Below are 23,476 nucleotides of genomic sequence, written 5' to 3'. Positions count from 1 at the left end.
CGATGAGTGACGCCCCGCCGGACGCTCCCCCGGAGCGCCGTTTCGAACCGGACCTCCGGTCGATGACACGGATCAACCTGCGCCCCATCGCCTCGCCCATGCCGCTCGGCTTCTTCACGATCGCCATCGCCTCCGTGATGACGGGCTGCCTCCAGCTCGGGATCTTCGGCGAGGAGGCCCGCGCCGCCGTCGCCTTCACGGTGCTGCCGGCCTTCGTCCTCCAACTCCTCGTCAGCTTCCTGGCCTTCGGCGCCCGTGACGTGATCGCCGCGACCCTGATGGCCGTGTTCGCCGGCAGCTGGCTGCCCTACGCGCTCATCATGCTCAGCGGCGCCGCAGACGGCCTTCAGGTCCTCGGCGTGTTCAACCTGGCGCTCCTGTGCTTCGGGGCGCTGATGACCGCCGTGACCGGGCCCAAGCGCGCACTCTGGCTCGTCCTCGCGGTCTCCCTGCCCCGCTGGGCGGCCACCGGCCTCGCCGGCGTCACCGGTGCCGAATGGCTGACCCGCACGTCCGGTGCGCTCGGCCTCGTGGTGGCGCTCGTCGCGATGTACACGGCGTTCGCCCTGATGCTCGAGGACATGCGCAGCGATCAGGTCCTGCCCATCGGCCGCAGCGGCCCCGCCCACCTCGCCGTGGAAGGCGACCTCGCCGTCCAGCTCCGCAACCTGGAACGCCAGGCGGGCGTACGCCGCACACTCTGACCCCGGCCACTGCCCCCCGAACACCGCGACCAGACAGGAACGCCCATGGAACCCCAGGTCACCGACCGGCCCGAGAAGTCCCGGTACGAGATCCTCGCCGACGCCGATGCCCACGGTGACGGTACCGAGACCGCCGGCTTCGCCGAGTACCACCTCTCCGAGGGCGAGATCGCCTTCATCCACACCGAGATCGATCCCCGCTTCGGCGGCCGGGGCCTGGGCGGGCTGCTCGCCCGCGGCGCCCTCGACGACGCCCGGGCCCGTGGGCTGCGCGTCCTGCCGTACTGCCCCTTCATCAGGGGCTGGATCGGCAAACACCCCGAGTACGCCGAGCTGGTGCCCGAGGCGCGCCGCGCCCGCTTCGGCCTGTGAAGCACCCGTCCACCTTGCCCGTCCACTCACCGAGGATTTCCCCCATGCCCCGACACGCCCGCCCCACCGTCGTCCTGGTCCACGGCGCCTTCGCCGATGCCTCCGGCTTCGCCCGTGTCATCCCCGAACTGACCGCTGCCGGCCTGGACGTGGTGGCTCCGGCGGTGCCCAACCGCGGCCTCGTCGACGACGCCGCGTACGTCGCCTCGGTGGTCCGTGCCGTCGAAGGCCCCGTCATCCTGGTGGGGCACTCCTACGGCGGCGCCGTCATCACCCTCGCCGGTACGGAGGACAACGTCCGCGCGCTGGTGTACCTCGCGGGGTACGCGCTGAAGGAGGGCGAGAGCCTGGGCGAGCTGCAGGGCGGCTTCCCCGACTCCGGTCTCGCCGACGCGCTCGTCCACACCCCGTTCCCGGTGGCCGGCTCCACCGAGACCGGTACCGACGTCTCGGTGGCGGTCGACCGGTTCCCCGAACTGTTCGCGGCCGACGTCGAGCCCCGGCTCGCCGCGGTGCTCGCCGTCTCCCAGCGCCCCTTGGCCGCCCGGGCCTTCGCCGAGAAGGCCCCGGTCGCCGCGTGGCGGACCAAGCCCTCGTGGGGCCTGGTCGCCTCCGCCGACCGCACGATCAACCCCGATGTGGAGCGGTATGGGTACGCGCGTGCCGGCATGACCACCGTCGAGGTCGACTCCTCTCACCTGGTCATGCTCGCCCAGCCCAAGGCCGTGGCCGAGCTGATCCTGGACGCGGCCCGGTCCACGGGGCACTGACCCGGCGCCTGGGCATCGAACGATTGGTCTATGTCGTTCGAACCCGGTAGCTTTCCGAAACGTCCGCCACGAACATGCGGCGGGCGATCGGAGGAAGCACACCCATGAGGTTCGGCGCGAGGGTCGCGCTCGCCGTCATCACCCTCGCCGTCACCGCCACCGCCTGCGGCACCCCGCAGGGCAGCGGTTCGCGGGCGAACACCACCGCGGACTGCGCGCCGTACGCCCGCTACGGCAAGCATCCCGGCACCGAGGTCACCGTCTACGCGGAGAACCGGGACCGGGAAGCCGATCTGTTCGAAGAGACCTGGGCGGACTTCGCCGACTGCACGGGAATCGACGTCCAGTACGAGGGAGACGGGGAGTTCGAGGCCCGGATCCAGCTCCGGGTCGACGGCGGAAGCGCCCCTGACGTGGCGTTCTTCCCCCAGCCCGGCCTCATGGAACGCTTCGCGCGGGCAGGGCGGCTCAAGCCCGTGAGCGCCGGCGTCGCCGCTCTCGCGAAGCAGGGCTGGTCGGCGGACTGGAACAGCTACGCGACCGTCGACGGCACCCTCTACGGCACGCCGCTGGTCGCGAACGTGAAGTCGTTCGTCTGGTACTCCCCGAAGTTCTTCCGCGACAAGGGACTGAGCGTTCCCCGCACGTGGACCGAGCTGATGGCCGTGACGGAGAAGGTCGCGGCGTCGGGCGTCAAGCCGTGGTGCGCGGGCATCGAGTCCGCCGAGGCGACCGGCTGGCCCGTGACCGACTGGATCGAGGACGTCCTGCTGCGTCAGCAGGGCACGGACGTCTACGACCAGTGGGTCGCCCACGAGATCCCGTTCGACGACCCGCGGGTGATCAGGGCCATGGACACCGTGGGGTCCATCCTCAAGAACGACCGGTACGCCAACGGCGGTTTCGGTCCGGCCCGGTCGATGGCCTCGATCTCCTTCCAGGAGGCCGGCACACCGGTCCTCTCCGGCGACTGTGCGATGCACCGTCAGGCCTCGTTCTACGCCGACATGTGGCCGAAGGGCACCGAGATCGGACCGGACGAGGACGTCTACGCCTTCCTCCTGCCAGGAGCCGATGCGGCCGGCCGCCCCGTACTGGGCGGTGGAGTGTTCGCCGCGGCGTTCGCCGACCGCCCCGAGGTGCGGGCGTTCCAGGAGTACCTGGCCTCCGCGGACTTCGCGAACGCGCGCATGAAGAAGGGCCCGTTCGTCTCGGCGAACAGGGGCGTGGATCCGGCGAACGCCGCGACCCCGGTCGACAGGCTCTCCATCCGGTTGCTCCAGGACCCCAGGACGCAGTTCAGGTTCGACGGCTCGGACCTGATGCCGGCGTCGGTCGGCGCCGGGACGTTCTGGAGAGGAGCCGTAGACTGGATCGGCGGCGCGAGCACCCGGCAGGTCGCGGACTCCATCGAACGGTCCTGGCCGAGCCACTGATGTCGTTCGACGCCGTCGCCCAGCAGCCCAAGCTGCTGTATCTGCTCCAGGGCGTCGCCGCCTTCGCGGCGGTGGTCTCCCTGATCCTGCTCGCACTGCACCGGGGGCCGGTACGGAGGAGGGCCGCGGCCCTCCTCCTGCTCGCCCCCGCGGTGCTGCTGCTCGCGGTCGGTCTTCTCCTGCCCGGTCTGCGCACCCTGGCGCTGTCGTTCACCGACGACGGGGGAGACACGTGGGCCGGCTTCGACAACTACGTGTGGATGTTCACCGACCACCGAGCCCTGGTGGCGCTGCGCAACACCCTGGTGTGGGTGGTCCTCGTGCCGCTGACGTCCTCCGCGGTCGGTCTGCTCCAGGCGGCGGCCGTCGCACGGTCGCGGTTCGGAACGTTCGCGCTGTCCCTCCTCCTGACGCCGATGGCGATCTCGTTCGTCGGCGCGGGTGTCGTCTGGAAGTTCGTCTACGCCTACCGTCCGGCCGGGGCCGGACAGATCGGGCTGCTGAACCGGCTCGTCGTCGCGTTCGGCGGCGAACCGGGGCAATGGCTCGTGGACTCCCCCTGGAACGTCCTGTTCCTCATCGTGGCGATGGTGTGGACACAGGCGGGCTTCGCGGCCGTCCTGCTGGTCGGTGCGATCAGAGCCGTACCCGCGGAGCTGACCGAGGCCGCCCGGCTCGACGGTGCGTCCCCCGGGCAGATCTTCCGCCGGATCACCCTGCCGTCGATCAGGCCCACACTGCTCGTCGTGCTCCTCGCCCAGGCGATCGGCACCCTCAAGGCCTTCGACATCGTCAAGACCATGACCGGCGGACAGTTCGACACGGACGTCCTCGCACACGCCATGTACGACCAGGCCTTCCGCTACGGCGAGACGGGTCGCGGCGCGGCGCTCGCCGTGCTCCTCTTCCTCCTCGTCACCCCCTTCGTCGCCCAGCAGGTCAGGGCGCGGCGGAGGGCGGGGTGAACGGCGTACGGGAGCGTCTGGCCTCCCGCGCCTGCACGGCGGTCGCCGTGGTGATCGCGGTCCTCTGGACGACACCGACCCTCGGTCTGCTGCTCTCCTCGTTCCGCCCCGAGGAGGAGATCAAGACGACGGGCTGGTGGACCGTGTTCGCTACGCCGCACCTCACGCTCGACAACTACGGCGAGGTGCTGTCCGGCGGCGCGAACGGGTCGGGACGGCTCGCGGAGTACTTCGTCAACTCCGTCGTCATCACCCTTCCCTCGGTGCTGTTCCCGCTCGTCCTGGCCTTCTTCGCGGCGTACGCCCTGGCCTGGATCGACTTCAGGGGGCGCGACGCGCTCGTCGTCGGCGTCTTCGCGCTCCAGATCGTGCCGCTCCAGATGGCGCTCGTCCCGCTCCTGAAGCTCTTCTCGCAGGGCTGGCTGTTCCTGCCCGCATGGCATGTCACCGGACCCGCGCGATTCGGACAGGTCTGGTTCGCCCACACCGTCTTCGCCCTGCCGTTCGCGGTGTTCCTCCTGCACAATTTCCTGGCCCGGCTGCCCCGGGAGCTGGTCGAGGCCGCCCGCGTCGACGGCGCTTCGCACGGGACCCTGCTGCTCCGGATCGTGCTGCCGCTGGCCCGCCCGGCCCTCGTCAGCCTCGCCGTCATCCAGTTCATCTGGGTGTGGAACGACCTCCTCGTGGCCCTGACCCTGTCCGGCGGAACCGCCGAGACCGCGCCGATGACCGTCAGACTCGCGAGTATGGCCGGGACCTACGGCAACGAGTGGCAGCGGCTCACCGCGGGAGCCTTCGTGGCGGCGCTCGTCCCGCTGCTCGTCTTCTTCTCCCTCCGGCGGCACTTCGCACGGGGACTGCTCGCCGGATCGGTCAAGGGATGAGCCCCGACCGGCCCGAGGAGCAGGACGTGGCGACGGGGCTGAGCCGGCCCGGACTGCGGGGCCGCGAAGCCGAGCTGGAGCGGCTGCGCGCCCTGGTCGAAGCGGTGCGCGACGGCGAGGGAGGAGCGGTCGCGCTGCTCCTGGGCGAGCCCGGGATCGGAAAGACCGCGCTGCTCCAGGAGGCCGTCTCGCTGGCACGGGCCCACGGATTCCTCGTCAGCCACGGGCGAGCCGAGGAACTGCACGAACTGGCGCCTCTCGCCTCACTGGCCTCGGGCCTCCTCCACGGTGACCCGCCGCTGCTCTCCGGCACGGACTTCGCGGACCTGGCCGGCCACCACGACCAGCGCATCTGGCTCGTCGAACGACTGGCCCAGCTGATCGAGGAACGCTCGGCGGGCAGGCCCGTACTGATCGCGGTCGACGACGTCCCATGGGCGGACCCGCTGAGCCGGTTCGCCCTGAGCGTCTTGCCGGCACGGCTGCTCAGCTCCCCGGTCCTCTGGCTGCTCACGGGCCGGGAGGACCCGGAGCTGTACGGGCAGGGGCCGCTGACGACGACCCTCCCTCTGCGGGCGCTGCCCGAGACGGCCCTGGCCGAGCTGGCACGCGACATCCTCGGCGGGGATCTGCCGGCACACGTCGAGGAGCTCCTCGACGGGGCGGGCGGCAACCCCTTCCTCGCGGCCGAGATGCTCTCGGGCATCGCGGCGACGGGCGCGGACGGGCCGGAGCCGCCCGAGCGGCTGGTCCTCGGCGTACGCGGCCGACTGGCCGGCCTCCGGCCGGACACCCTGCACTTCCTGCGGATCGGCTCGGTCCTCGGCCGCGCGTTCAAGCTCGCCGACGCCGCCGCCCTGTGCGGCCGGCCCGCCTCCGCACTCGGCACCGAAGTGGACGAGGCGATCGCCGCCGCTCTCCTCCACGACGACGGCGAACGCCTCCTGTTCCGCCACGACCTGCTCCGCCAGGCGGTGTACGCCGACCTCGCCCCCTCCGTACGCCGGGCGCTGCACCGGGAGGCCGCGAGCCGGCTCGTCGCGGCGGGCCGGAGCTCCGGCGACGCGGTCCCGCATCTGCTGAAGAGCGCCGAACCCGGCGACATGGAGGCGATCGTACTGCTCGGCACGGCTGCCGAGGATGTGATCGCCGTGATGCCCGACCTCGCCGCCGATCTGGCCGTACGGGCCCTGGAACTCGTACCGACCCGTGCGCCCATGGCGTACGACGTGGGGGAGCGGGCCATCGTCGCGCTCACCCGCGCGGGCCGGTACACACAGGCACGGGACACCGGCGACGTGCTGCTCGCCCGGCAGCCGCCCCTGGACGTCTTCGCCCGTCTGCAGTCCGTACTCGGTGACGCGCTCTGGCACCTCGACGACGTCCACGAGCTGACCCGCCGCACGACGACGGCGCTGGCGGCCGTCACCGACCCGGCGATCCGGGCCCGGCTGACCGCCCGGCATGCCCTGGCCCGGTCCCGGGGGAGCGACCTCGGGGCCGCTCGTGAGACCGGCGAACGGGCGCTCGCCGAGGCGGAGCGAGCAGGCGACCGGGAAGCCCGCGTCCTCGCACTGTGGGGTCTCGGCGAGATCGCCCTCAACGCGGGCGACTGCGCCGCCGCCGTCGAACACCACACGGCGCTGAGCGTGTTCGACTCGGCCTTCCTTCCCGAGGAGGCCGTCGCCCTGATCCACATGGACGACTTCGACGCCGTACGGCGACTGCTCCGGACGGCGGGCGAGGCTCCCCTGCGCCCTGCCATGCTCATCTGGGCCCAGGGAACCCTGAACATGGGGCTCGGGCGGCTCGACGACGCGGACGCCGACTTCGTCACCGCCGAGCGTCTCGAAGCGGACCTGCACGTGCCCGGCAACCTGGTCAACATCCGCGTCAACCGCGGCCTCCTCGCGCTGCTGCGCGGCGACCGCGAGGACGCGCGGGAACACCTGGACGTCGTGCGAGCGACCGTGGCCGACCGGCCGAACACGGGCAACCACGCCACGCATCGGTACTTCGAGGCCGTCGTCGCCGACGCCGACGGCGACCACGCGGCAGCGGCCGAACTCGTCCGGTCCGTGCAGCGCGACCACCCGTTCCTCCGGTGGCGGCTCCTGCGCCCTCACGTCGTCCAGGCCGTGGGGATCGCCCTGCGCGGCGGGGACCGGAAGCTGGCCGAGGACCTCGCGGCCCAGGCCGCCGAACACGCCACCCGCAACCCCGCCGTGCCGACCGCGCAGGGGACGGCCGCCCACGCGTCCGCCCTGGTGAACGCAGACCAGGAACTCCTGCAGCGGGCGGTGGACATGCTCCTCGACGGCCCCCGGCCGCTGGCCCTCGCCGCCGCGTCCGCCGACCTCGGGCGGGCGCTGCTGACCTCGGGCGACGCCGCGGCCGCGACACCCGCCCTGACCAGGGCGCACGACCTCTACGCCCAGGCCGGGGCGGACGCGGAGGCCCACCGGGTCCGGGCCGAACTGGAACGGGCGACAAGCCGCCCCGGCCGGCGCACCGGACGCCTCCGGCCGCGCACCGACCAGGGCTGGGACGCGCTCACCGCCTCGGAGCGCAAGGTGGCCCGGCTGATCGCCGCCGGCCACACCAACCGGTCGGCCGCGGAGGCCCTCGTCGTCTCCCCGCACACGGTCAACACCCATCTGGCGTCGATCTTCCGCAAGCTCGCGGTGCGCTCGCGGGTCCACCTGGCCCGGATCGTCCTCGCGGAGGACGACAACGGAACGGCCACCGGCGACTGAGCGACCTCTGCGCCCCCGTGCAAGGTGCGGTGCGCGGGACGGCAACAGGACGTGCGGGACCGGTCCTAGCGTGACGGGCACACCGCGCCGCCGCGACGCGCGGACCCGTCCACCCGAAACGAGGGAACCCCATGCCGTACATCACCGTGGGCCAGGAGAACACCAACCCCGTCGAGCTGTACTTCGAGGACCAGGGCGCCGGCCGGCCCGTCGTCCTCATCCACGGCTTCCCGCTCGACGGCCACTCCTGGGAGCGCCAGAGCGCCGCTCTGCTCGACGCCGGCTACCGCGTGATCACGTACGACCGCCGCGGCTTCGGCCAGTCCTCGCAGCCGACCGACGGCTACGACTACGACACCTTCGCCGCCGACCTGAACACCGTGCTGGAGACCCTCGACCTGAACGACGCCGTCCTCGTCGGCTTCTCCATGGGCACCGGCGAGGTCGCCCGCTACGTCTCCACGTACGGCTCCGAGCGCGTCGCCAAGGTCGCCTTCCTGGCCTCGCTCGAGCCCTGCCTGCTCAAGAGCGACGACAACCCGGACGGCGTCGCCCCGAAGGAGTTCTTCGACGGCGTCGTCGCCGCCGTCAAGGCCGACCGGTACGCCTACTACACGGCCTTCTTCAACGACTTCTACAACCTCGACGAGAACCTGGGCACCCGCATCAGCGAGGAGGCCCTCCGCAACAGCTGGAACACCGCGGCCCGCGGCGGCTCCTTCGCCGCGTCCGCCGCGCCGGCGACCTGGTACACCGACTTCCGCGCCGACATCCCCGCCGTCGACGTGCCGGCCCTCATCCTGCACGGCACGGCCGACCGCATCCTGCCGGCCGAGGGCACCGCGCGCCCCTTCCACAAGGCGCTCCCGTCGGCCGACTACGTCGAGATCGAGGGCGCCCCGCACGGTCTGCTGTGGACCCACGCCGAGGAGGTCAACACCGCCCTCCTCGCCTTCCTGGCGAAGTGACGCCCCACCGTTGACCCGCCGGGTGACGCCGGAGCCCCGGCGCCACCCGGCTCCCGGGAGTCGGTCTCGACGACTTCGCGACCGGCTCGCCGACCTGCGCTTCGACTGAGACGAGCCCGCCCCGGGCGAGGGCGGGCTGGTTCAGGTGGTTCATACTGTTCCGCCGTATGAGCGTGAACCGAGTGACGACAAGGACCGTGCCCGAGGAACTCGACGGCGTACGGGCACCCCTCCGCGGCCGGGACCCGGAACTGGCGTTCATCGAGGAGCGGCTCGACGCGCTCGACCGGGGCGAAGGCGGGATCGTCCGCGTGGAGGGCCCCGCCGGAATCGGCAGGACCAGGATCCTCGCCGAGGCCGCGGCGGCCGCGAGGCGGCGGGGGACGCGGGTGTTCGAGGGGGCGGCGGACCCCGACGAGCAGTTCGTTCCGCTCGGCCCGCTCCTCGAAGGCGTACTCTCCGGCGCGGAGCCGCTGTCGGGCGCCCAACGTCTCCGGGACCTCGCCACCACACCCGGCCAGCGGTTCTGGCTGCTTCAGGAGCTGGGGGACCGCCTGCGGGAAGCGGCTCGGAACGGACCCCTGCTCGTCGTCCTCGACGACCTCCAGTGGTGCGACGACCTGACCCTTCTCGCCTTCCACACCCTCGCGGCGCGACTCTCGCCGCACCCGATCCTGTGGCTGGTCGCCGTGCGCGCCGGCAGTGTGCCGTCCGGGGTACGCACCACCCTGGACAGGATCCGCCAGGCGGGCGCTCACGAACTGGTCCTCGAAGCGCTGGAGGACCGTGCGATCGCCCGGATCGCCGAGGACGTCCTCGGCGCCCCTCCCGGCCCGGACGTCCTCCGCCTCGCCCGCCGCGCCGAGGGGATGCCCCAGCTGCTGATCGAGCTGCTGGGATCGCTGCGCGAGGAGGCGGTGACGATCGAGAACGGCATGGCCGGGCTGCCGGCCGGACCCCCCGCCCCACGGCAACTCCCCTCCGTCGCGCGCCGCCTCGGCCAGCTGTCCGACGAGGCGCGGGAGCTGGTGCGGACGGCGGCCGCCGTGGGCGGCACGGTCACCGTCGCGCTGCTCGCCGAACTGCTCGGCAGGTCCTCGGCGGCGCTCATCACAGCCGTACGGGAATCCCTCGACGCCGGTCTGCTCGCCGAGAGCGGCGATCGCCTCGCCTTCCGCCACGACCTGATCCGCGAGGCGGTGGAAGCAGGCCTCCCCCTGCCCCTGCGTCAGGCCCTGCGCCGACAGGCCGCCGGGCTGCCGCCGGGGAGAGCACCGGCTGATGCCGAGGAGGCCGAAAGGCCGGCGGCGAGGGACGCCGCGCAGGCCGACCGGCTCCGCACCGAAGCGGCGGAGCTCGCCGCCACCGCTCCCGGGGCAGCCGCGGAGCTCAGCCTCAAGGCCCTGGAACTCACCACGGCGGACGCGCCGGAGAGGCCGCGGGTCATCGCCGAGACGATCCCGCTGCTCTGGCAGACGGGCCGGGCCGCCCAGGCGCGTGAGCTGGGAGCCGCCGTCCTGGCGGCCGGCGGTCTCGGATCCGAGGACGAAGCGCTCGTACGCCTCGCCATGGCACGCCTCGCCGTACCGTTCGACTTCTCCGAGGCGGTCCGGCAGGCGCGCGCCGGGGCGGAACTGCCCGGGATATCCGCGACCGCGAGGGGGCGACTGCTCGCCATGCTCGCCGTCGGCCTTTCGATGTCGGGCGAGCACACGGCGGCCGAGCAGGTCGCCGCGGAGGCGTGGGAGACCGCGGCGGCAGCCGGGGACCGTGCTGCCGAGGCCACGTTGACGACGGTCCGCTCGGCCGTCGGTTTCCACCGCATGGACCTGACCGAGGCGTTCCGGCAGGCCGAGCGCTCCGCCGCGCTGGCCGACGCCCTGGGCGTCAGCACCTCGCTGTGGGTGCCGGAGGCCCTGTGGCACGCCCTCCTGTCGAACACCACCGGACGCACCGCGGAGGCGCTCGCCGCCGCGGAGGAGGGCATCCGGATCACCGGGGAGCAGGGCCGGACGGCCGCCACCCGCATGTGGCTCATGACCCGCGCCCGCATCCTTCTGGAGACCGGACGGCTGTCGGATGCCCGGGCCGACGCCGAAGCCGCGTCCCCGGCGGCCGACGATCCCGGCCCGGGCAACCTCGCCGACGTCACGCTCCGGTACGTGATGCTGCGCGTCGCCCTCCACACCGATGACCGGCGGACCGCGGAAGCGTACGCGGCGGAGGCGAGGCGCATGCGGAGCGACGGCGCACCCGTCGTCCGGCACTTCGGCACCTGGATGCTGGCCCTGATGGCCGACTTCGAAGGCAGGCCCGACCGTGCCATGGCCGAACTCGACGAGGTGATGACGTCGCCCGCCGTGGACCGGCCCGCCTACGCCGGCCTGATCGACCCCGCCGACGCCCCGGTGCTCGTGCGTATGGCGCTGCGCGCGGGCAGGCACGAACGGGCCGCGCAGGCGGTCGCCCTGGCCGAGAGGCGAGCCGTGCTCAACCCCGGGCTCCCGTTCCTCGCCGCCACCGCCGCGCACGCCCGGGGCCTCCTCGACAACGACCTCGCCCCTCTCGTACGCGCCGTCCGGCTGTACGAGGACTGCCCCCGGGTGCTGGCCCGGGCGTCGGCCCTGGAGGACGCCGGACGCAAGCTGGCGGCCACCCGAAGGTCCGAAGCGGTGCCGTACTTCGAGACGGCCCTCGCGCTCTACGCGCGCGCGGGCGCCGAACGGGACGTCGCACGGGTGCGCCGGCGCCTGCGGGCCGCCGGTGTCCGCAAGCGGCCCCTGCCTGCCGGACTCGACCGTGCGTCGCCCGAGCTGACGGCCGCGGAGACACGGGTGGTACGGCTCGTGGCCCGGGGGCTGACCAACCAACAGGTGGCCGAGCGGCTCTCCCTCTCACCGCACACGGTGAGTTCGCACCTGCGCCGGGCGTTCACCAAGCTGGACGTCACCTCGCGCGCGGAGCTGACCCGACGGGTGAAGCAGCGCGACAGCGGAGAGTAGTCGCTTCGTATCCCACGTGGGCGTCATGGCAATGGAAGATTCATGCGATGTGCCGACGTCGTCGTTTCCTCAGACTGATCAAGAGCCGCGGAGTGGAGACGCCCGCGGGGACGGTTGGCCGGGAGAGGAACGACGCATGACGGCAAGGCTCCAGCGAGCCCGCCCCGGCAGCCCCGAGCTCCAGGCACTCGTCGACGAGCTCGCGGAGCGGCTCGGCCGGTCCGTAGCCGTGGACGACGCCGCGCCGACAACGCGGCCATCCGCCACGTCCTCGCCCGGGGCGTGACCCAGCTGTCGAGGCCCGGTCTCATCGACGGCCGTGATGATCACGGTGGCCGGCACCGCGGAGCACACGTCGTCGCCCATGCCCCCTTCCTCGGGACGGTTTCGGGGAGGAAAGAGGAGTTGTGTACGGGAAGAAGTCCTTCGGTGCCGTTCTGCGCGGCCTGCGGCAGCGCGGCTGTCTGACGATGGAGGAGCTGGCCGAGGCGTCGGGGGTGAGTGTCCGGGCCATCGGCGACATGGAACGGGGGCGCAGTCTGGTTCCGCAGCGGCGCACGGTGGTGGCGCTGGCGGAGGGGCTCGGACTCACGGACGACGAGCGGGAGGCGCTGCTGACCACGGCCCGGGCCGCGCGTCCGACGCGCGCGGTCGCGGTGGCGGGAACGGCCGTGCCGCCGCGATCGGTGGGGGACTTCACCGGGCGCGCACCTGAGCTGGCCCTCCTGCGAGAGGCCGCGGCACGGACCCTGGCCGGCGGAGAGGTGTCGGTGTGGGTCGTCTCGGGTCCTCCCGGGTGCGGGAAGACGACGCTGGCGCTGAAGGCGGCGGCGGATCTGGCGGAGAAGTTCCCCGACGGCTGCTTCGTGGTGGACCTGCACGGGGTGGACGGCCCCGTGGACACGGGCGAGGCGCTGCTGAAGCTGCTGAAGGCCCTCGGCGTGTCGGACCGCCGGCTGGCGCAGGAGGATCAACAGGGCCGCGCGGGGCTGCTGCGGGCGCTGTTGAGTGACCGGCTGTGCCTGGTGGTGTTGGACAACGCCCGCGACGAGGGGCAGGTCCGTGCGCTGCTGCCGGCAGGCGGGCGGAGTCTGGTGCTGGTCACCAGTCGGCGGCCCTTGACCGGCCTTGAGGACGTCGACCGCCTTGCGCTGTCGGAGATGGCACAGGAGGAGGCGGTCGATCTGCTGCGCCGGATTCTGGGCGAGGAGCGGGCGGACGCGGAAGCCGAGGCCGTGGCGCGGGTGGCAGAGCTGTGCGGGCGGCTGCCGCTGGCCCTGCGGGTGGCGGCGAACTGGCTGACCGTCCGTTCCGGATGGACCGTCGGTCACCTGGTCCGGCGGCTGGCCGACGAGGAACGCCGACTGAGCGCGCTCGCCGCCGGCGACATAAGGGTGGAGGCGGCCTTCGAGCTGTCCTACCGTCAGCTGACCGGCCAGGCCGCGCGGCTGCTGCGACTGCTGAGCCTGGTCCCGGGCCCTGACATGACCGCCGCCTACGGCGCCGCGCTGACCGCCACCGACGTCTTCGAGGCCGAGGACGTGATGGAGGAGCTGGTCGAGGCCGGGCTGCTCCAGGCCACCTTCACCCGCCGCTACCAACTGCACGACCTGCTGCGGCTGTTCGCCCGCGCCCGGCTCTCCCGCGAGGAGGAACCAGCCGAGCGGGAGGCAGCCGACGACCGGCTGCGCGCCTGGCTCCTGGAGACGGCCGCGGTCGCCGGCCGCTGGTACAAGCCCGAGTACGGGGCGCCGCCGCCGTCCTGGCAGGGCCTGGTCCCGCTGGAGAGCGCGGAGGAGGCCCGTGACTGGCTCCAGAGCGAGGCGCCCTCCTGGCTCGCCGCGCTGCGCGGCGCCGCCCAGCGGGGTGAGCACACCCAGGTCGTGGAGACCGCGCATGCCATGGAATGGTTCTGCAACCTGTGGGTCCACTGGGGACACTGGCCCGAGGTGTTCCGTCTGGCCGGCGTGGCCGCCACCGCGCTTGACGACCCGTACATGCAGGCATTTCACCTCAACGTGTACTCCTGGTCCCTCTCCTGCGAATCCCGGTACGGAGAGGCCGTCGAACGGGCCCGCGAAGGGCTGGAGTGCGCCCGCCGCGCCCGCGACACGTCCCAACAGGCATCGGCGCTGGCGCTGGCGGCGTGGGCCCAGTCGGAGCTCGGAGAGATCCAGGAAGCGGCCGACACGTCGCTCGCCGCCATAGGTCTCTACGAGGAGACCGATGACCGCGCGGGCTGGCTGGGCGCCATGTTCACCCACGGAACCTCGCTGCGCCTGCTCGGCCGTGCCGAGGAAGCCCTGGTCCAGCACCAGCGCATCATCTCGTTCCTGGACGCACCCGACTGTCCGGTGAGCGGGCACCTCGCCGACATGTACCGTGCCAACACGACCGGCGCGCTCGGCCGCGGCCACGCCGCCCTGCGGCGATGGCGCGAGGCCGCCGACCACCTGCGCGATGCCGTGGCACAGTCCCACCGCATCGGCATTCCCCACATCGAGGGCAGCGCACTTCTGCATCTGGGAGAGGCCCTGGTCGAACTGGGGGAAGCGGACGAGGCCCGCTCCTCTCTCCGGCAGGTCGTCGCCCTGGGCGACGCGATCGACGGCGAGGACCTGAAGGCCGCACAGCAGCTCCTGGACTCGCTCCGCACCGAGTGAGCAGCGCCTGCCGCGGTGTGCCGGGGCGGGGGCTCAGCTGCGGCGCCGGTGCAGGGCGACGTGCACGGTGTCGAGGGCCTGCACGAGGGCGGCGCGGGCGGAGTCCGTGTCGCGGAGCTGATCGAGCACCATGAAGCCGTGGATCGTCCCGTGGTAGCGCATGGACACCACCGGCACGCCGGCCGCCCGGAGCTTCGTCGCGTACGCCTCACCCTCGTCGCGCACCACGTCGGCCTCGCCGGTGACCACCAGGGCCGGCGGGAGTCCGGCGAGCTGTTCCAGGGATGCCCTCAGCGGTGACGCGGTGACCTGATTCCGCTGCCGTACGTCGGGCAGGTACTGGTCCCAGAACCAGCGCATGGTCTCACCGCCGAGGAAGTAGCCGGTGGCGAACTCCCGGTACGAGGGGGTGTCGAAGCCCGCGTCGGTGACCGGGCAGAGCAGCACCTGCTGGAGCAGCCGCACCCCTCCGCGCTCCTTGGCGAGCAGGGTCAGCGCCGCCACCAGGTTGCCGCCCGTGGAGTCGCCCACGGCGGCGACCCGGCTTCCGTCCAGGCCGATTTCGCCGCCTCGCTCGCAGACCCACTTCGCGACGGCGTAGCACTGCTCGACGGCGACCGGATACCGCGCCTCGGGGGCACGCTCGTACTCGACGAAGACCACAGCCGCGTCCGCGCCGAGGGCGAACGCGCGCACCAGACGTTCATGGGTGCCGGCGTCGCCCAGAACCCAGCCGAGACCGTGCAGGAACAGCACGACCGGAATCCGGCCAACGCTGTCGGCCGGCCTGACCACCTGCACCCGTACGTGGCCGGTCGGCCCGCCCGGCAGGGCGAACCACTCCGTGGAGACGGCTTCCTCGTCGCGAGGGTCGAGGCCTTCTGTGCCCTGGAGACGTGCGAGGTCAAGACGGGCCTGCTCCAGGTCCTGGTCGTGCGCCCACGGCGGGCAGGCGTGGTGGGACACGAATGCCCGAGTGGGACGGTCCAGGACCGGTCGGGGGGACGAAGGGACGAAGGCGGTCACACACGGTCTCCTGCCGAGAGGGCTGAAGTGAAAGGGCGGTTCGGGCGAGCGCCGCACAGGTCCCTGCTCGGGCGGCGGAACGGCGTGTGGCGACTGCCGGGGCCGGGCACCGCCGTCGCGGGCACGGGGAGCCGGAGCAGAACCTCACCTGCTGGACGGCGCGAGGCCGGCCCCGTGACGGTCGGCACCGTGGACACCGGCGGCGCCCCCGGCGGGGATCCCGGGTGCCGAAGCGATCACCGGGGCACCTCCGAGATCCTCCTGGGCGGTGCGCAGGTTGCGCCATTCACGGGGGGAGACGCCGTAGGCGGCGCGGAAGGACCGACTGAAGTGGGCCGGGCTGACGAATCCCCACCTCTGCGCCACGGCGGACACGGTGGGGGCCGTCCCGCCGCGGCGGCCCAGTTCGCGGCCGCACTCCTCCAGGCGCCGTTGCCGGATGAGCTGGCTGACCGTGGTCCCCTCGCCCTCGAACAGCCGGTGCAGGTACCGGACGGAGATCCGTTGCGCCCGGGCGATGCGCTCCGGTGACAGGTCCGGGTCGCCCAGGTGCCGGTTGATGTGGTCACGGACGCGCAGCACCAGATGGCTCGGTGCGTCCGTGACCCTGCCGCCCGGGTGGGCCCGCTCGGTGATCAGGGTGGCGAACAGCTCGACGACATTGCCGGCCAGCCGGTCCGCGACCGCCGGCGGATAGCCGTCGGCAGGGGAGGAGGCCAGGGTGGCGAGGAACGGGAGCAGCATCGCGCCGAAACCGTCCCCGGTGCCGATGGCGTTGCCCGTGACCTGCCGGATGTCGCTGTCCGACACGCCCAGCGTGCGGCGTGGAAGCTGGAAGACGTGCGTGGCGAACCGCTGCGGATAGTCGAAGGAGTACGGCCGGGTCGTGTCGTACACCACCAGGTCACCTTCACGCACCGAGGCCCGCCGGCCGTCCTGGACGAAGGTGGCCGTGCCGGATGTCTGGACACCGACCGCCACCAGCGCCTCGGACGACCTGGCGATGAGAGCCGGTGTGCGGCTGACCCGCCCCGCGTCGGCCTCCACGGTGGAGACCTGGAGATACGCGAGACGGCTGGTGGCGATCCGGCCGTCGAACGGCCCGTCACCCCGGGGGGCGACCTCCATCGGCACCAGCGTCCTGCTCACCGCATCGTTCCAGTACGCGACCTTGTCCTGGTCCGGCACGGAGGCGGTCGTCAACACCACGCTCAATTTCTCTCCGCTCAGGGGAAGTGACTCCGGGGCTGTCACGGACGCGAACAGGACGCTGCACCGACCCGGAAGACGGCCGCCGGGTGCCCGACAGGGCCGGACGGCTCGTCGTACGGACAACGACCTGGCCGGCGTGCAACCGGACCACCTTGGTGAAGTCCGGATTCCCGCCCGCACCGAACAGCCAACCAGCGGGCCGTATCCGTCTCCAGGCAGAACCACAGGCAGGAATCGGCGGAACGCGACGCCGCCCTCTGACCTGAGGAAACACCGGCGGATCACGTGGTGGTGGAACTTCGTGGGCCGCACGCGTGCGCGGCCAGGGCGATCCGGAGACTCTGGTGGGGTGGGCGCGCTCCCACGTACGGTGTGACCGGTCATCCCACCTACCGAAGGCGGTCCCGCATGGCCCATTTCGACCTCCCCCTCGACGAACTCCGCGAGTATCACAGCGACTCGGTCGCCCCCGAGGACTTCGATGCCTTCTGGGCCAAGACGCTTGCGGAGGCACGCGAGTTCGACCTGGACGCCCGCTTCGAGCCGGTCGACGCAGGACTGTCGACGGTCCGGGTGTACGACGTGACGTTCGCCGGGTTCGGCGGTCACCCGGTGAAGGGCTGGCTGCGGCTGCCGGCCGAGGCCCAGGAACAGGTGCCGCTGGTCGTGGAGTTCATGGGTTACGGCGGCGGGCGCGGTCTTCCCCACGAGGACCTGCTGTGGGCGTCCAGTGGCCGGGCGCACTTCGTGATGGACACCCGGGGGCAGGGCAGCAGCTGGGGCGGCGGTGGCGGCACCGCCGACCCGGCGGGCAGCGGTCCGGCGTACCCCGGGTTCATGACTCGGGGCATCGACGCCCCGGAGAACTACTACTACCGGCGGGTGTTCACCGATGCCGTACGCGCGGTGGAGGCGGCCCGCTCGCACCCGCTGACGGACGCCTCGCGGACCGTGGCGCTCGGCGGGAGTCAGGGCGGCGGCATCACCATCGCCGTGGGCGGTCTGGTGCCGGACCTGGTCGCCGTGGCGCCGGACGTGCCGTTCCTGTGCGACTTCCCCCGCGCCACGACGCTGACGGACCGACACCCGTACCGCGAGGTCGCCCTCTACCTCAGGACGCACCGCGGCCGCACCGAGGACGCCCTGCGCACGCTGTCGTACTTCGACGGCGTCCACTTCGCCGCCCGCGGTCGTGCACCCGCCCTGTTCTCGGCGGCGCTGGAGGACCAGATCTGCCCGCCGTCGACCGTCTTCGCGGCGTTCAACGCCTGGGGCGGCTCCGACAAGGCCATCGAGGTCTACGACTTCAACGACCACGAGGGCGGCGGCCCGTACCACGAGGCGGCCAGACTGCGCTGGTTGCGGTCGTACGCCTGACGCTTCGGGCGCGCCACGTGAACAGGCGGCATTCTTCCGACGGCCGACCCAGGTGATCAAATTGTTAGCGCTCACAAATTCTGGGTCTCGACGCTCCGTGTCACGTTGCCGTATCGGGCCCGCGGGTAGTGGCCCCCCTCTGGTCCGGCCCAGGTCGCAGGGGGTCCGGAGAGTCAAGCTCTCTCCGTAACCGCGTGTTCCTCTGGACTTCGGGGGGTCTCCCCGCGCCAATCGCCGTCTCGCTCCTGGGCATCAAGAACGGGTAACAGGCGTACGAGCCCTTGAGTAACCACTCTGTTAACGCTCACAATGTGTCGCGTTCGCCGGCTCACGGCCGTCGGGGCTGACGCTTCGTCCTGCCTCGCCCGGATCGACCACCCCTGCGCAGCCACCCTTCACGGTGCCCATCGCCTTCAGGGCTCCGCCTGGTACGACGCACGTCCCGAGAGGAACCACGACATGGCCCACAGAGCTCTCCGCGTCATCGCCGCCGCCGCCCTGGCCGGCAGTGTGCTGACCGCCTGCACCACCGAGCCCGCGACCACCGGCAGCCCCGGCGGCACCGGCAAGGGCTCCTCCGACGGCAAGCTGGTGATCGGGTTCGCTCAGGTAGGAGCCGAGAGCGGGTGGCGCACCGCCAACACCAAGTCCATCCGCGAGGCGGCCGAGAAGGCCGGCATCACCCTGAAGTTCTCCGACGCGCAGCAGAAGCAGGAGAACCAGATCAAGGCGATCCGCACCTTCATCCAGCAGAAGGTGGACGTCATCGCCTTCTCTCCGGTGGTGGAGTCCGGCTGGGACACCGTCCTGAAGGAGGCCAAGAACGCCGGCATCCCCGTGATCCTCACCGACCGCGCCGTCGACTCGCAGGACACCTCCCTCTACCGGACCTTCCTCGGCTCCGACTTCGTCAAGGAGGGGCAGGAGGCCGGCAAGTGGCTCGTGAAGGAGTACGCGGGAACCACGGCGCCGGTCAACGTCGTCGAGCTCCAGGGCACCACCGGCTCCGCCCCCGCCAACGACCGCAAGGCCGGCTTCGCCGACGTCATCAAGGGCGACCCCAAGTTCAAGGTCGTCGCCTCCCAGACCGGGGACTTCACCCGCGCCAAGGGCAAGGAGGTCATGCAGGCCTTCCTCAAGTCCCACGAGGACATCGACGTCCTGTACGCCCACAACGACGACATGGCCCTGGGTGCCATCCAGGCCATCGAGGAAGCGGGCAAGAAGCCGGGCACCGACATCAAGGTGATCTCCGTCGACGGCATCAAGGACGCCTTCGTCGCCATGCAGCAGAAGAAGATCAACGTGGTGGTCGAGTGCAACCCGCTCCTCGGCGACCAGCTGATGGAACTCGCCAAGAAGGTCGCGGCGGGGGAGAGCGTCCCGCGACGGGTCGAGGTCAAGGAAGGCGTCTACACCCAGGACCAGGCCGCGGCCGCGCTTCCCGGTCGCCAGTACTGACCTTCCGCCCGCACCCGCTCGGGGGGCGGCCTCGCGCCGCCCCCCGATCCCTCAGGAGAGGAGGGCGAATGGCAGCCCCACCCACCCCCCACACACCCACCCGCGTCGACCGGCCCGTCCTGGAAGCCCACGGCATCCGCAAGGCCTTCCCCGGCGTCCTCGCCCTCGACGGCGTGGACCTGCGCCTCTTCCCGGGCGAGGTCCACGCACTGATGGGCGAGAACGGCGCCGGCAAGTCGACCCTCATCAAGGTGCTCACCGGGGTCCACCCGCCCGACGCGGGAACGGTCTCCGTCGACGGCACCCCTCAGCGGTTCGCCGAACCACTGGAAGCACAGCACGCCGGAATCAGCACGGTCTACCAGGAGGTGAACCTGTGCCCCAACCTCTCCGTCGCCGAGAACATCCTCATCGGCCGTGAACCCCGACGCCTGGGACTCGTCCACTGGTCGGCTCTCCACCGGCGCGCGGCACAGCTCATCACCGAGCTGGAACTCGGCCTCGACGTCCGTCTGCCGCTGAGCGCGCACTCCCTCGCCGTCCAGCAACTGGTCGCGATCGTACGGGCCGTGGACATCCAGGCGAAGGTGCTCGTCCTCGACGAGCCCACCTCCAGCCTCGACCGGGACGAGGTCGCCCAACTGTTCGTCCTGGTACGCCGGTTGCGGGACCGGGGCGTCGCGATCCTCTTCGTCACCCACTTCCTCGACCAGGTCTTCGACCTGTGCGACCGGGTGACCGTCCTGCGCAACGGACGCCTCGAGGGCGAGTACCGGATCGACGAGCTGACACCCGTCACCCTGGTACACCGCATGGTCGGCAGCGAACTGCGCACCCTCGACGAACTCGCGGAGACGTCGCACACCGGCACCGCCGCCCCCGTCCCCGCGGACACCCCCTTCCTGAGCGCCCGCGGACTCGCGCGGGCCGGTGCCGTCCAGCCGTACGACCTGGACATCCACCGAGGCGAGGTCATCGGCCTGGCCGGACTCCTCGGCTCCGGACGTACCGAGGCGGCTCGGCTGCTCTTCGGCGCCGACCAGGCCGACGGCGGCGAGCTGCGGATCGACGGCGAACGGACCGCCCTGCGGTCCCCCCGCGCCGCGATCGCCCACAAGATCGCCTTCTGCTCGGAGAACCGCAAGGCGGAGGGCCTGATCGGCGAACTCACGGTCCGCGAGAACATCGTGCTCGCGCTCCAAGCCGCACGCGGCTGGACCAGACCCCTCTCCCGTACCCGGCAGGACGAGATCGCCGCCCGGTGGACCGAGGTCCTCGACATCCGCCCGGCCGACCCCGAGGCCCAGGTCCGCAACCTCAGCGGAGGCAACCAGCAGAAGGTGCTGCTCGCGCGGTGGCTGCTCACCGACCCCGAGCTGCTGATCCTGGACGAACCCACCCGGGGCATCGACATCGGAGCCAAGACGGAGATCCAGAAACTGGTCACCCGCCTGGCCGCGGAGGGCACCGCCGTCCTCTTCATCTCCGCCGAACTCGAGGAGGTCCTGCGGCTGAGCCACCGGGTCGGCGTGCTGCGCGACCACCGGCTTGTCGCCACCCTCCCCAACGACCTGACCCTGACGCCCGACCGGATCCTGGGCACCATCGCCACCGGAGCCACCTCATGACACCACCTGACGACACCGGCGCCGGGGGGCGTCCGGCCCGGGCACCCGGCGCCCGGCAGCTCACCGAGCACCGCCTCTTCTGGCCCGCCGCCGTCCTGGCCGCCCTGCTGCTCGGCAACGTCGCGCTCACCCACGACTTCTTCGCCGTCCGCGTCCAGAACGGACACCTGTACGGCAGCCTGATCGACATCCTTCAGTTCGGCGCCCCTCTGATCCTCGTGTCGCTCGGCATGACGCTGGTCATCGCGACCCGGGGCATCGACCTCTCGGTCGGCTCGACGGTGGCCATCGCCGGCGCGCTCGCGTGCGAGCACATCGCCACCGCGAAGGATCCCGGAAGCCTGCCCACCGTCATGTCGGCGATCGCGGTCGCGCTCGGCACCGCCGCCGTGATCGGCCTCCTCAACGGTTTCCTCGTCGCCCGGCTGGGTGTCCAGCCCATCGTCGCCACACTGGTCCTCATGGTCGCGGGGCGGGGCGTGGCCCAGCTGATCACCGACGGCCAGATCATCAGCGTGTCCAGCGACGCCTACAAGATGATCGGCGGCGGCTACTGGCTCACCCTGCCCTTCGCCGTCCTGCTGGCCGCGGCCCTCGTCGCCGTCACCTCCCTCGTCACGCGGCGGACCGCGCTCGGCATGCTCCTCGAATCGGTGGGCGGCAATCCGGTGGCGAGCCGGCTCGTCGGCATCCGGGCGACCGGGCTCCTGGTCACGGTCTACGTCGTCAGCGCCGTGTGCGCCGCGGTGGCCGGCCTGATGATCAGCTCCAACGTGTCCAGCGCCGACGGGAACAACGCGGGCCTGTGGATCGAGCTGGACGCGATCCTCGCCGTCGTCATCGGCGGCACCGCGCTGACGGGCGGCCGCTTCTCCCTCGGCGGTACGGTCCTGGGCGCACTGATCATCCAGACCCTCTCGACCACGATCTACACCCTCGGCGTACCGCCGGAGACCACTCTCGTCTTCAAGGCACTGGTCGTCATCGTCGTGTGTCTCGTCCAGTCGCCCGCGTTCCGCGCGCGACTCTCACGCCGTCGCCGAGCGGCCGCCCCGGACCCGGCCGCCGCGGCCGGTGACGTGGGATCCCGCCAGCAGGAGGTCCACCCGTGAGCACCGCCCCCAGCTCCCTCACCAGGCCGCTCCAGCGGTTCTCGGTACGGCATGCCGCCCATGTGCCGCTCCTGGTGACGGCCACTCTGCTGATCGCGATGTTCTCGATCGGCTCCCTGCGGTACGAAGGCTTCTTCTCCGCGCAGGTCCTGCTCAACGTCCTGATCGACAACGGCTTCCTGCTGGTCGTGGCGATCGGCATGACGTTCGTCATCCTCACCGGCGGAATCGACCTGTCCGTCGGCTCCATGGTGGCCCTGTCGACCATGCTGACGGCCTGGCTCGTCGAACGGAACGGCCTCCCGCTCGCCCTGGCGGTGCCGCTGGTCCTGCTGGTGGGAGCAGCAGGCGGCGCCCTCATGGGCTGGGTGATCCACACCTTCGAGATCCAGCCCTTCATCGTCACCCTCGCCGGCATGTTCCTCGCCCGCGGCCTCTGCTACATGATCAGCACGGAGTCCATCTCCCTCACCGACCCGACGACCACGCGGATCGCCCAGACGCGGGTGCTCCTGCCCGGGGGACTGTTCGTCTCACCCGCCGTGGTCATCGCCCTGGTCGTGCTGGCGCTGGCCTTCGTCGTCCTCCACCACACCCGCTTCGGCCGCACCGTCTACGCCCTGGGCGGCAACGAGTCCTCGGCCCGTCTCATGGGCCTGCCGGTGGGACGCACCAAGATCGCGGTGTACGCCGTGAGCGGCCTGTGCTCCGCCCTCGGCGGCCTGCTGCTGACCTTCTACATGCTGTCCGGCTACGCCCTGCACGCCGTCGGCATGGAACTCGACGCCATCGCGGCCGCCGTCATCGGAGGGACGCTGCTCACCGGCGGCTCCGGCTTCGTCCTGGGAACGGCGCTGGGCGTGATGGTCCTCGGCCTGATCCAGACCGTCATCAGCTTCCAGGGCACGCTCAGCTCATGGTGGACGCGCATCGTCATCGGCGGCCTGTTGTTCGTCTTCATCCTCCTCCAGCGGCTCTTCGGCGGCTCCCGCCCGGTGCGCTAGACCTCCCGGGCAGGCCCGGTCCCGAGCTGACCACCCACCACCACTCACCACCGACCACCGACCACCACGATCACGGCCGGGAAAGCGGGGCCTTCACCCTCCTTTCCCGGCTGTGCCGCACTCCGGACAAGGAACT

The 23,476-nt window shown here is 71.8% G+C and carries 18 protein-coding genes; 16 read left to right on the top strand and 2 right to left on the bottom strand.

Annotated elements, in window-relative coordinates; translation table 11 throughout:
* Positions 1 to 2: 2 nt before the first annotated feature.
* From ACIRSU_RS01780 to ACIRSU_RS01730, 11 genes are all read left to right on the top strand, one after another.
* Positions 3 to 704 carry a GPR1/FUN34/YaaH family transporter gene (locus ACIRSU_RS01780; RefSeq protein ID WP_403788113.1) on the top strand — a complete coding sequence of 234 codons (702 nt, stop codon included), beginning with the start codon at positions 3 to 5 and terminating at the stop codon, positions 702 to 704.
* Between the two features lie 45 nt (positions 705 to 749).
* Positions 750 to 1,076 (top strand): GNAT family N-acetyltransferase, encoded by a 327-nt coding sequence (locus ACIRSU_RS01775; RefSeq protein WP_403788111.1) that lies wholly within the window; start codon positions 750 to 752, stop codon positions 1,074 to 1,076.
* 44 nt (positions 1,077 to 1,120) lie between these two features.
* Positions 1,121 to 1,846 (top strand): alpha/beta fold hydrolase, encoded by a 726-nt coding sequence (locus ACIRSU_RS01770; protein ID WP_403788109.1) that lies wholly within the window; start codon positions 1,121 to 1,123, stop codon positions 1,844 to 1,846.
* 104 nt (positions 1,847 to 1,950) lie between these two features.
* Positions 1,951 to 3,282 carry an ABC transporter substrate-binding protein gene (locus tag ACIRSU_RS01765; protein ID WP_403788107.1) on the top strand — a complete coding sequence of 444 codons (1,332 nt, stop codon included), beginning with the start codon at positions 1,951 to 1,953 and terminating at the stop codon, positions 3,280 to 3,282.
* Positions 3,282 to 4,247, top strand: a complete 966-nt coding sequence (locus ACIRSU_RS01760; protein WP_403788105.1) for a carbohydrate ABC transporter permease — start codon at positions 3,282 to 3,284, stop codon at positions 4,245 to 4,247. Before ACIRSU_RS01765 ends, ACIRSU_RS01760 begins: the two co-directional genes overlap by 1 nt.
* Positions 4,244 to 5,131 (top strand): carbohydrate ABC transporter permease, encoded by an 888-nt coding sequence (locus tag ACIRSU_RS01755; protein ID WP_403788103.1) that lies wholly within the window; start codon positions 4,244 to 4,246, stop codon positions 5,129 to 5,131. Before ACIRSU_RS01760 ends, ACIRSU_RS01755 begins: the two co-directional genes overlap by 4 nt.
* Positions 5,128 to 7,887: an ATP-binding protein gene (locus ACIRSU_RS01750; RefSeq protein ID WP_403788101.1), complete on the top strand. Its 2,760-nt coding sequence runs from the start codon at positions 5,128 to 5,130 to the stop codon at positions 7,885 to 7,887. The genes ACIRSU_RS01755 and ACIRSU_RS01750 overlap by 4 nt, the downstream gene beginning before the upstream one ends.
* Before the next feature lie 131 nt (positions 7,888 to 8,018).
* Positions 8,019 to 8,855 carry an alpha/beta fold hydrolase gene (locus ACIRSU_RS01745; RefSeq protein ID WP_403788099.1) on the top strand — a complete coding sequence of 279 codons (837 nt, stop codon included), beginning with the start codon at positions 8,019 to 8,021 and terminating at the stop codon, positions 8,853 to 8,855.
* A gap of 167 nt (positions 8,856 to 9,022) precedes the next feature.
* Positions 9,023 to 11,857, top strand: coding sequence for an AAA family ATPase (locus tag ACIRSU_RS01740; protein ID WP_403788097.1), 2,835 nt, complete (start codon positions 9,023 to 9,025; stop codon positions 11,855 to 11,857).
* 136 nt (positions 11,858 to 11,993) lie between these two features.
* On the top strand, positions 11,994 to 12,143 hold the full coding sequence (locus tag ACIRSU_RS01735) for a hypothetical protein (protein ID WP_403788095.1): 150 nt from the start codon (positions 11,994 to 11,996) through the stop codon (positions 12,141 to 12,143).
* A gap of 121 nt (positions 12,144 to 12,264) precedes the next feature.
* Complete coding sequence (locus ACIRSU_RS01730; protein ID WP_403788093.1) at positions 12,265 to 14,520, top strand: NB-ARC domain-containing protein; 2,256 nt, start codon at positions 12,265 to 12,267, stop codon at positions 14,518 to 14,520.
* A 33-nt stretch (positions 14,521 to 14,553) separates the two neighbouring features.
* Here ACIRSU_RS01730 and ACIRSU_RS01725 read toward each other — a convergent pair whose 3' ends face one another.
* Both ACIRSU_RS01725 and ACIRSU_RS01720 read right to left on the bottom strand, forming a co-directional pair.
* Complete coding sequence (locus ACIRSU_RS01725; protein WP_403788091.1) at positions 14,554 to 15,486, bottom strand: alpha/beta hydrolase; 933 nt, start codon at positions 15,484 to 15,486, stop codon at positions 14,554 to 14,556.
* Positions 15,487 to 15,690: 204 nt separating this feature from the next.
* Positions 15,691 to 16,761 (bottom strand): helix-turn-helix domain-containing protein, encoded by a 1,071-nt coding sequence (locus tag ACIRSU_RS01720; protein WP_403788089.1) that lies wholly within the window; start codon positions 16,759 to 16,761, stop codon positions 15,691 to 15,693.
* A gap of 405 nt (positions 16,762 to 17,166) precedes the next feature.
* On the opposite strand from ACIRSU_RS01720, the gene ACIRSU_RS01715 reads away from it, so the two are divergent.
* The 5 genes from ACIRSU_RS01715 (at position 17,167) to yjfF (ending at position 23,340) form a co-directional block, all read left to right on the top strand.
* Positions 17,167 to 18,135, top strand: coding sequence for an acetylxylan esterase (locus ACIRSU_RS01715; protein ID WP_403788087.1), 969 nt, complete (start codon positions 17,167 to 17,169; stop codon positions 18,133 to 18,135).
* A 459-nt stretch (positions 18,136 to 18,594) separates the two neighbouring features.
* Positions 18,595 to 19,596 (top strand): ABC transporter substrate-binding protein, encoded by a 1,002-nt coding sequence (locus ACIRSU_RS01710; protein WP_403788085.1) that lies wholly within the window; start codon positions 18,595 to 18,597, stop codon positions 19,594 to 19,596.
* 68 nt (positions 19,597 to 19,664) lie between these two features.
* Positions 19,665 to 21,224, top strand: coding sequence for a sugar ABC transporter ATP-binding protein (locus ACIRSU_RS01705; protein ID WP_403788083.1), 1,560 nt, complete (start codon positions 19,665 to 19,667; stop codon positions 21,222 to 21,224).
* The gene (locus ACIRSU_RS01700; protein WP_403788081.1) at positions 21,221 to 22,336 is read left to right on the top strand and encodes an ABC transporter permease; all 1,116 of its coding nucleotides are present in this window, start codon (positions 21,221 to 21,223) and stop codon (positions 22,334 to 22,336) included. Before ACIRSU_RS01705 ends, ACIRSU_RS01700 begins: the two co-directional genes overlap by 4 nt.
* A complete protein-coding gene (yjfF, locus tag ACIRSU_RS01695; RefSeq protein WP_403788079.1) occupies positions 22,333 to 23,340 on the top strand; it encodes a galactofuranose ABC transporter, permease protein YjfF in 1,008 nt (335 codons plus the stop codon). Before ACIRSU_RS01700 ends, yjfF begins: the two co-directional genes overlap by 4 nt.
* Positions 23,341 to 23,476 lie beyond the last annotated feature (136 nt).

This window comes from Streptomyces sp. NPDC101160, from assembly GCF_044768205.1.
Classification (GTDB): domain Bacteria; phylum Actinomycetota; class Actinomycetes; order Streptomycetales; family Streptomycetaceae; genus Streptomyces.
Note: the sequence above shows the minus strand (reverse complement) of the source record. Positions and strands in the feature narration are given on the sequence as shown.

Coding starts and splice junctions, on each gene's coding strand:
- ACIRSU_RS01770 (WP_403788109.1), top strand. CDS start 1,121: ATGCCCCGACACGCCCGCCCCACCGTCGTCCTGGTCCACGGCGCCTTC.
- ACIRSU_RS01710 (WP_403788085.1), top strand. CDS start 18,595: ATGGCCCACAGAGCTCTCCGCGTCATCGCCGCCGCCGCCCTGGCCGGC.
- ACIRSU_RS01780 (WP_403788113.1), top strand. CDS start 3: ATGAGTGACGCCCCGCCGGACGCTCCCCCGGAGCGCCGTTTCGAACCG.
- ACIRSU_RS01700 (WP_403788081.1), top strand. CDS start 21,221: ATGACACCACCTGACGACACCGGCGCCGGGGGGCGTCCGGCCCGGGCA.
- ACIRSU_RS01740 (WP_403788097.1), top strand. CDS start 9,023: ATGAGCGTGAACCGAGTGACGACAAGGACCGTGCCCGAGGAACTCGAC.
- ACIRSU_RS01775 (WP_403788111.1), top strand. CDS start 750: ATGGAACCCCAGGTCACCGACCGGCCCGAGAAGTCCCGGTACGAGATC.
- ACIRSU_RS01750 (WP_403788101.1), top strand. CDS start 5,128: ATGAGCCCCGACCGGCCCGAGGAGCAGGACGTGGCGACGGGGCTGAGC.
- ACIRSU_RS01705 (WP_403788083.1), top strand. CDS start 19,665: ATGGCAGCCCCACCCACCCCCCACACACCCACCCGCGTCGACCGGCCC.
- ACIRSU_RS01715 (WP_403788087.1), top strand. CDS start 17,167: ATGGCCCATTTCGACCTCCCCCTCGACGAACTCCGCGAGTATCACAGC.
- ACIRSU_RS01745 (WP_403788099.1), top strand. CDS start 8,019: ATGCCGTACATCACCGTGGGCCAGGAGAACACCAACCCCGTCGAGCTG.
- ACIRSU_RS01765 (WP_403788107.1), top strand. CDS start 1,951: ATGAGGTTCGGCGCGAGGGTCGCGCTCGCCGTCATCACCCTCGCCGTC.
- ACIRSU_RS01735 (WP_403788095.1), top strand. CDS start 11,994: ATGACGGCAAGGCTCCAGCGAGCCCGCCCCGGCAGCCCCGAGCTCCAG.
- ACIRSU_RS01760 (WP_403788105.1), top strand. CDS start 3,282: ATGTCGTTCGACGCCGTCGCCCAGCAGCCCAAGCTGCTGTATCTGCTC.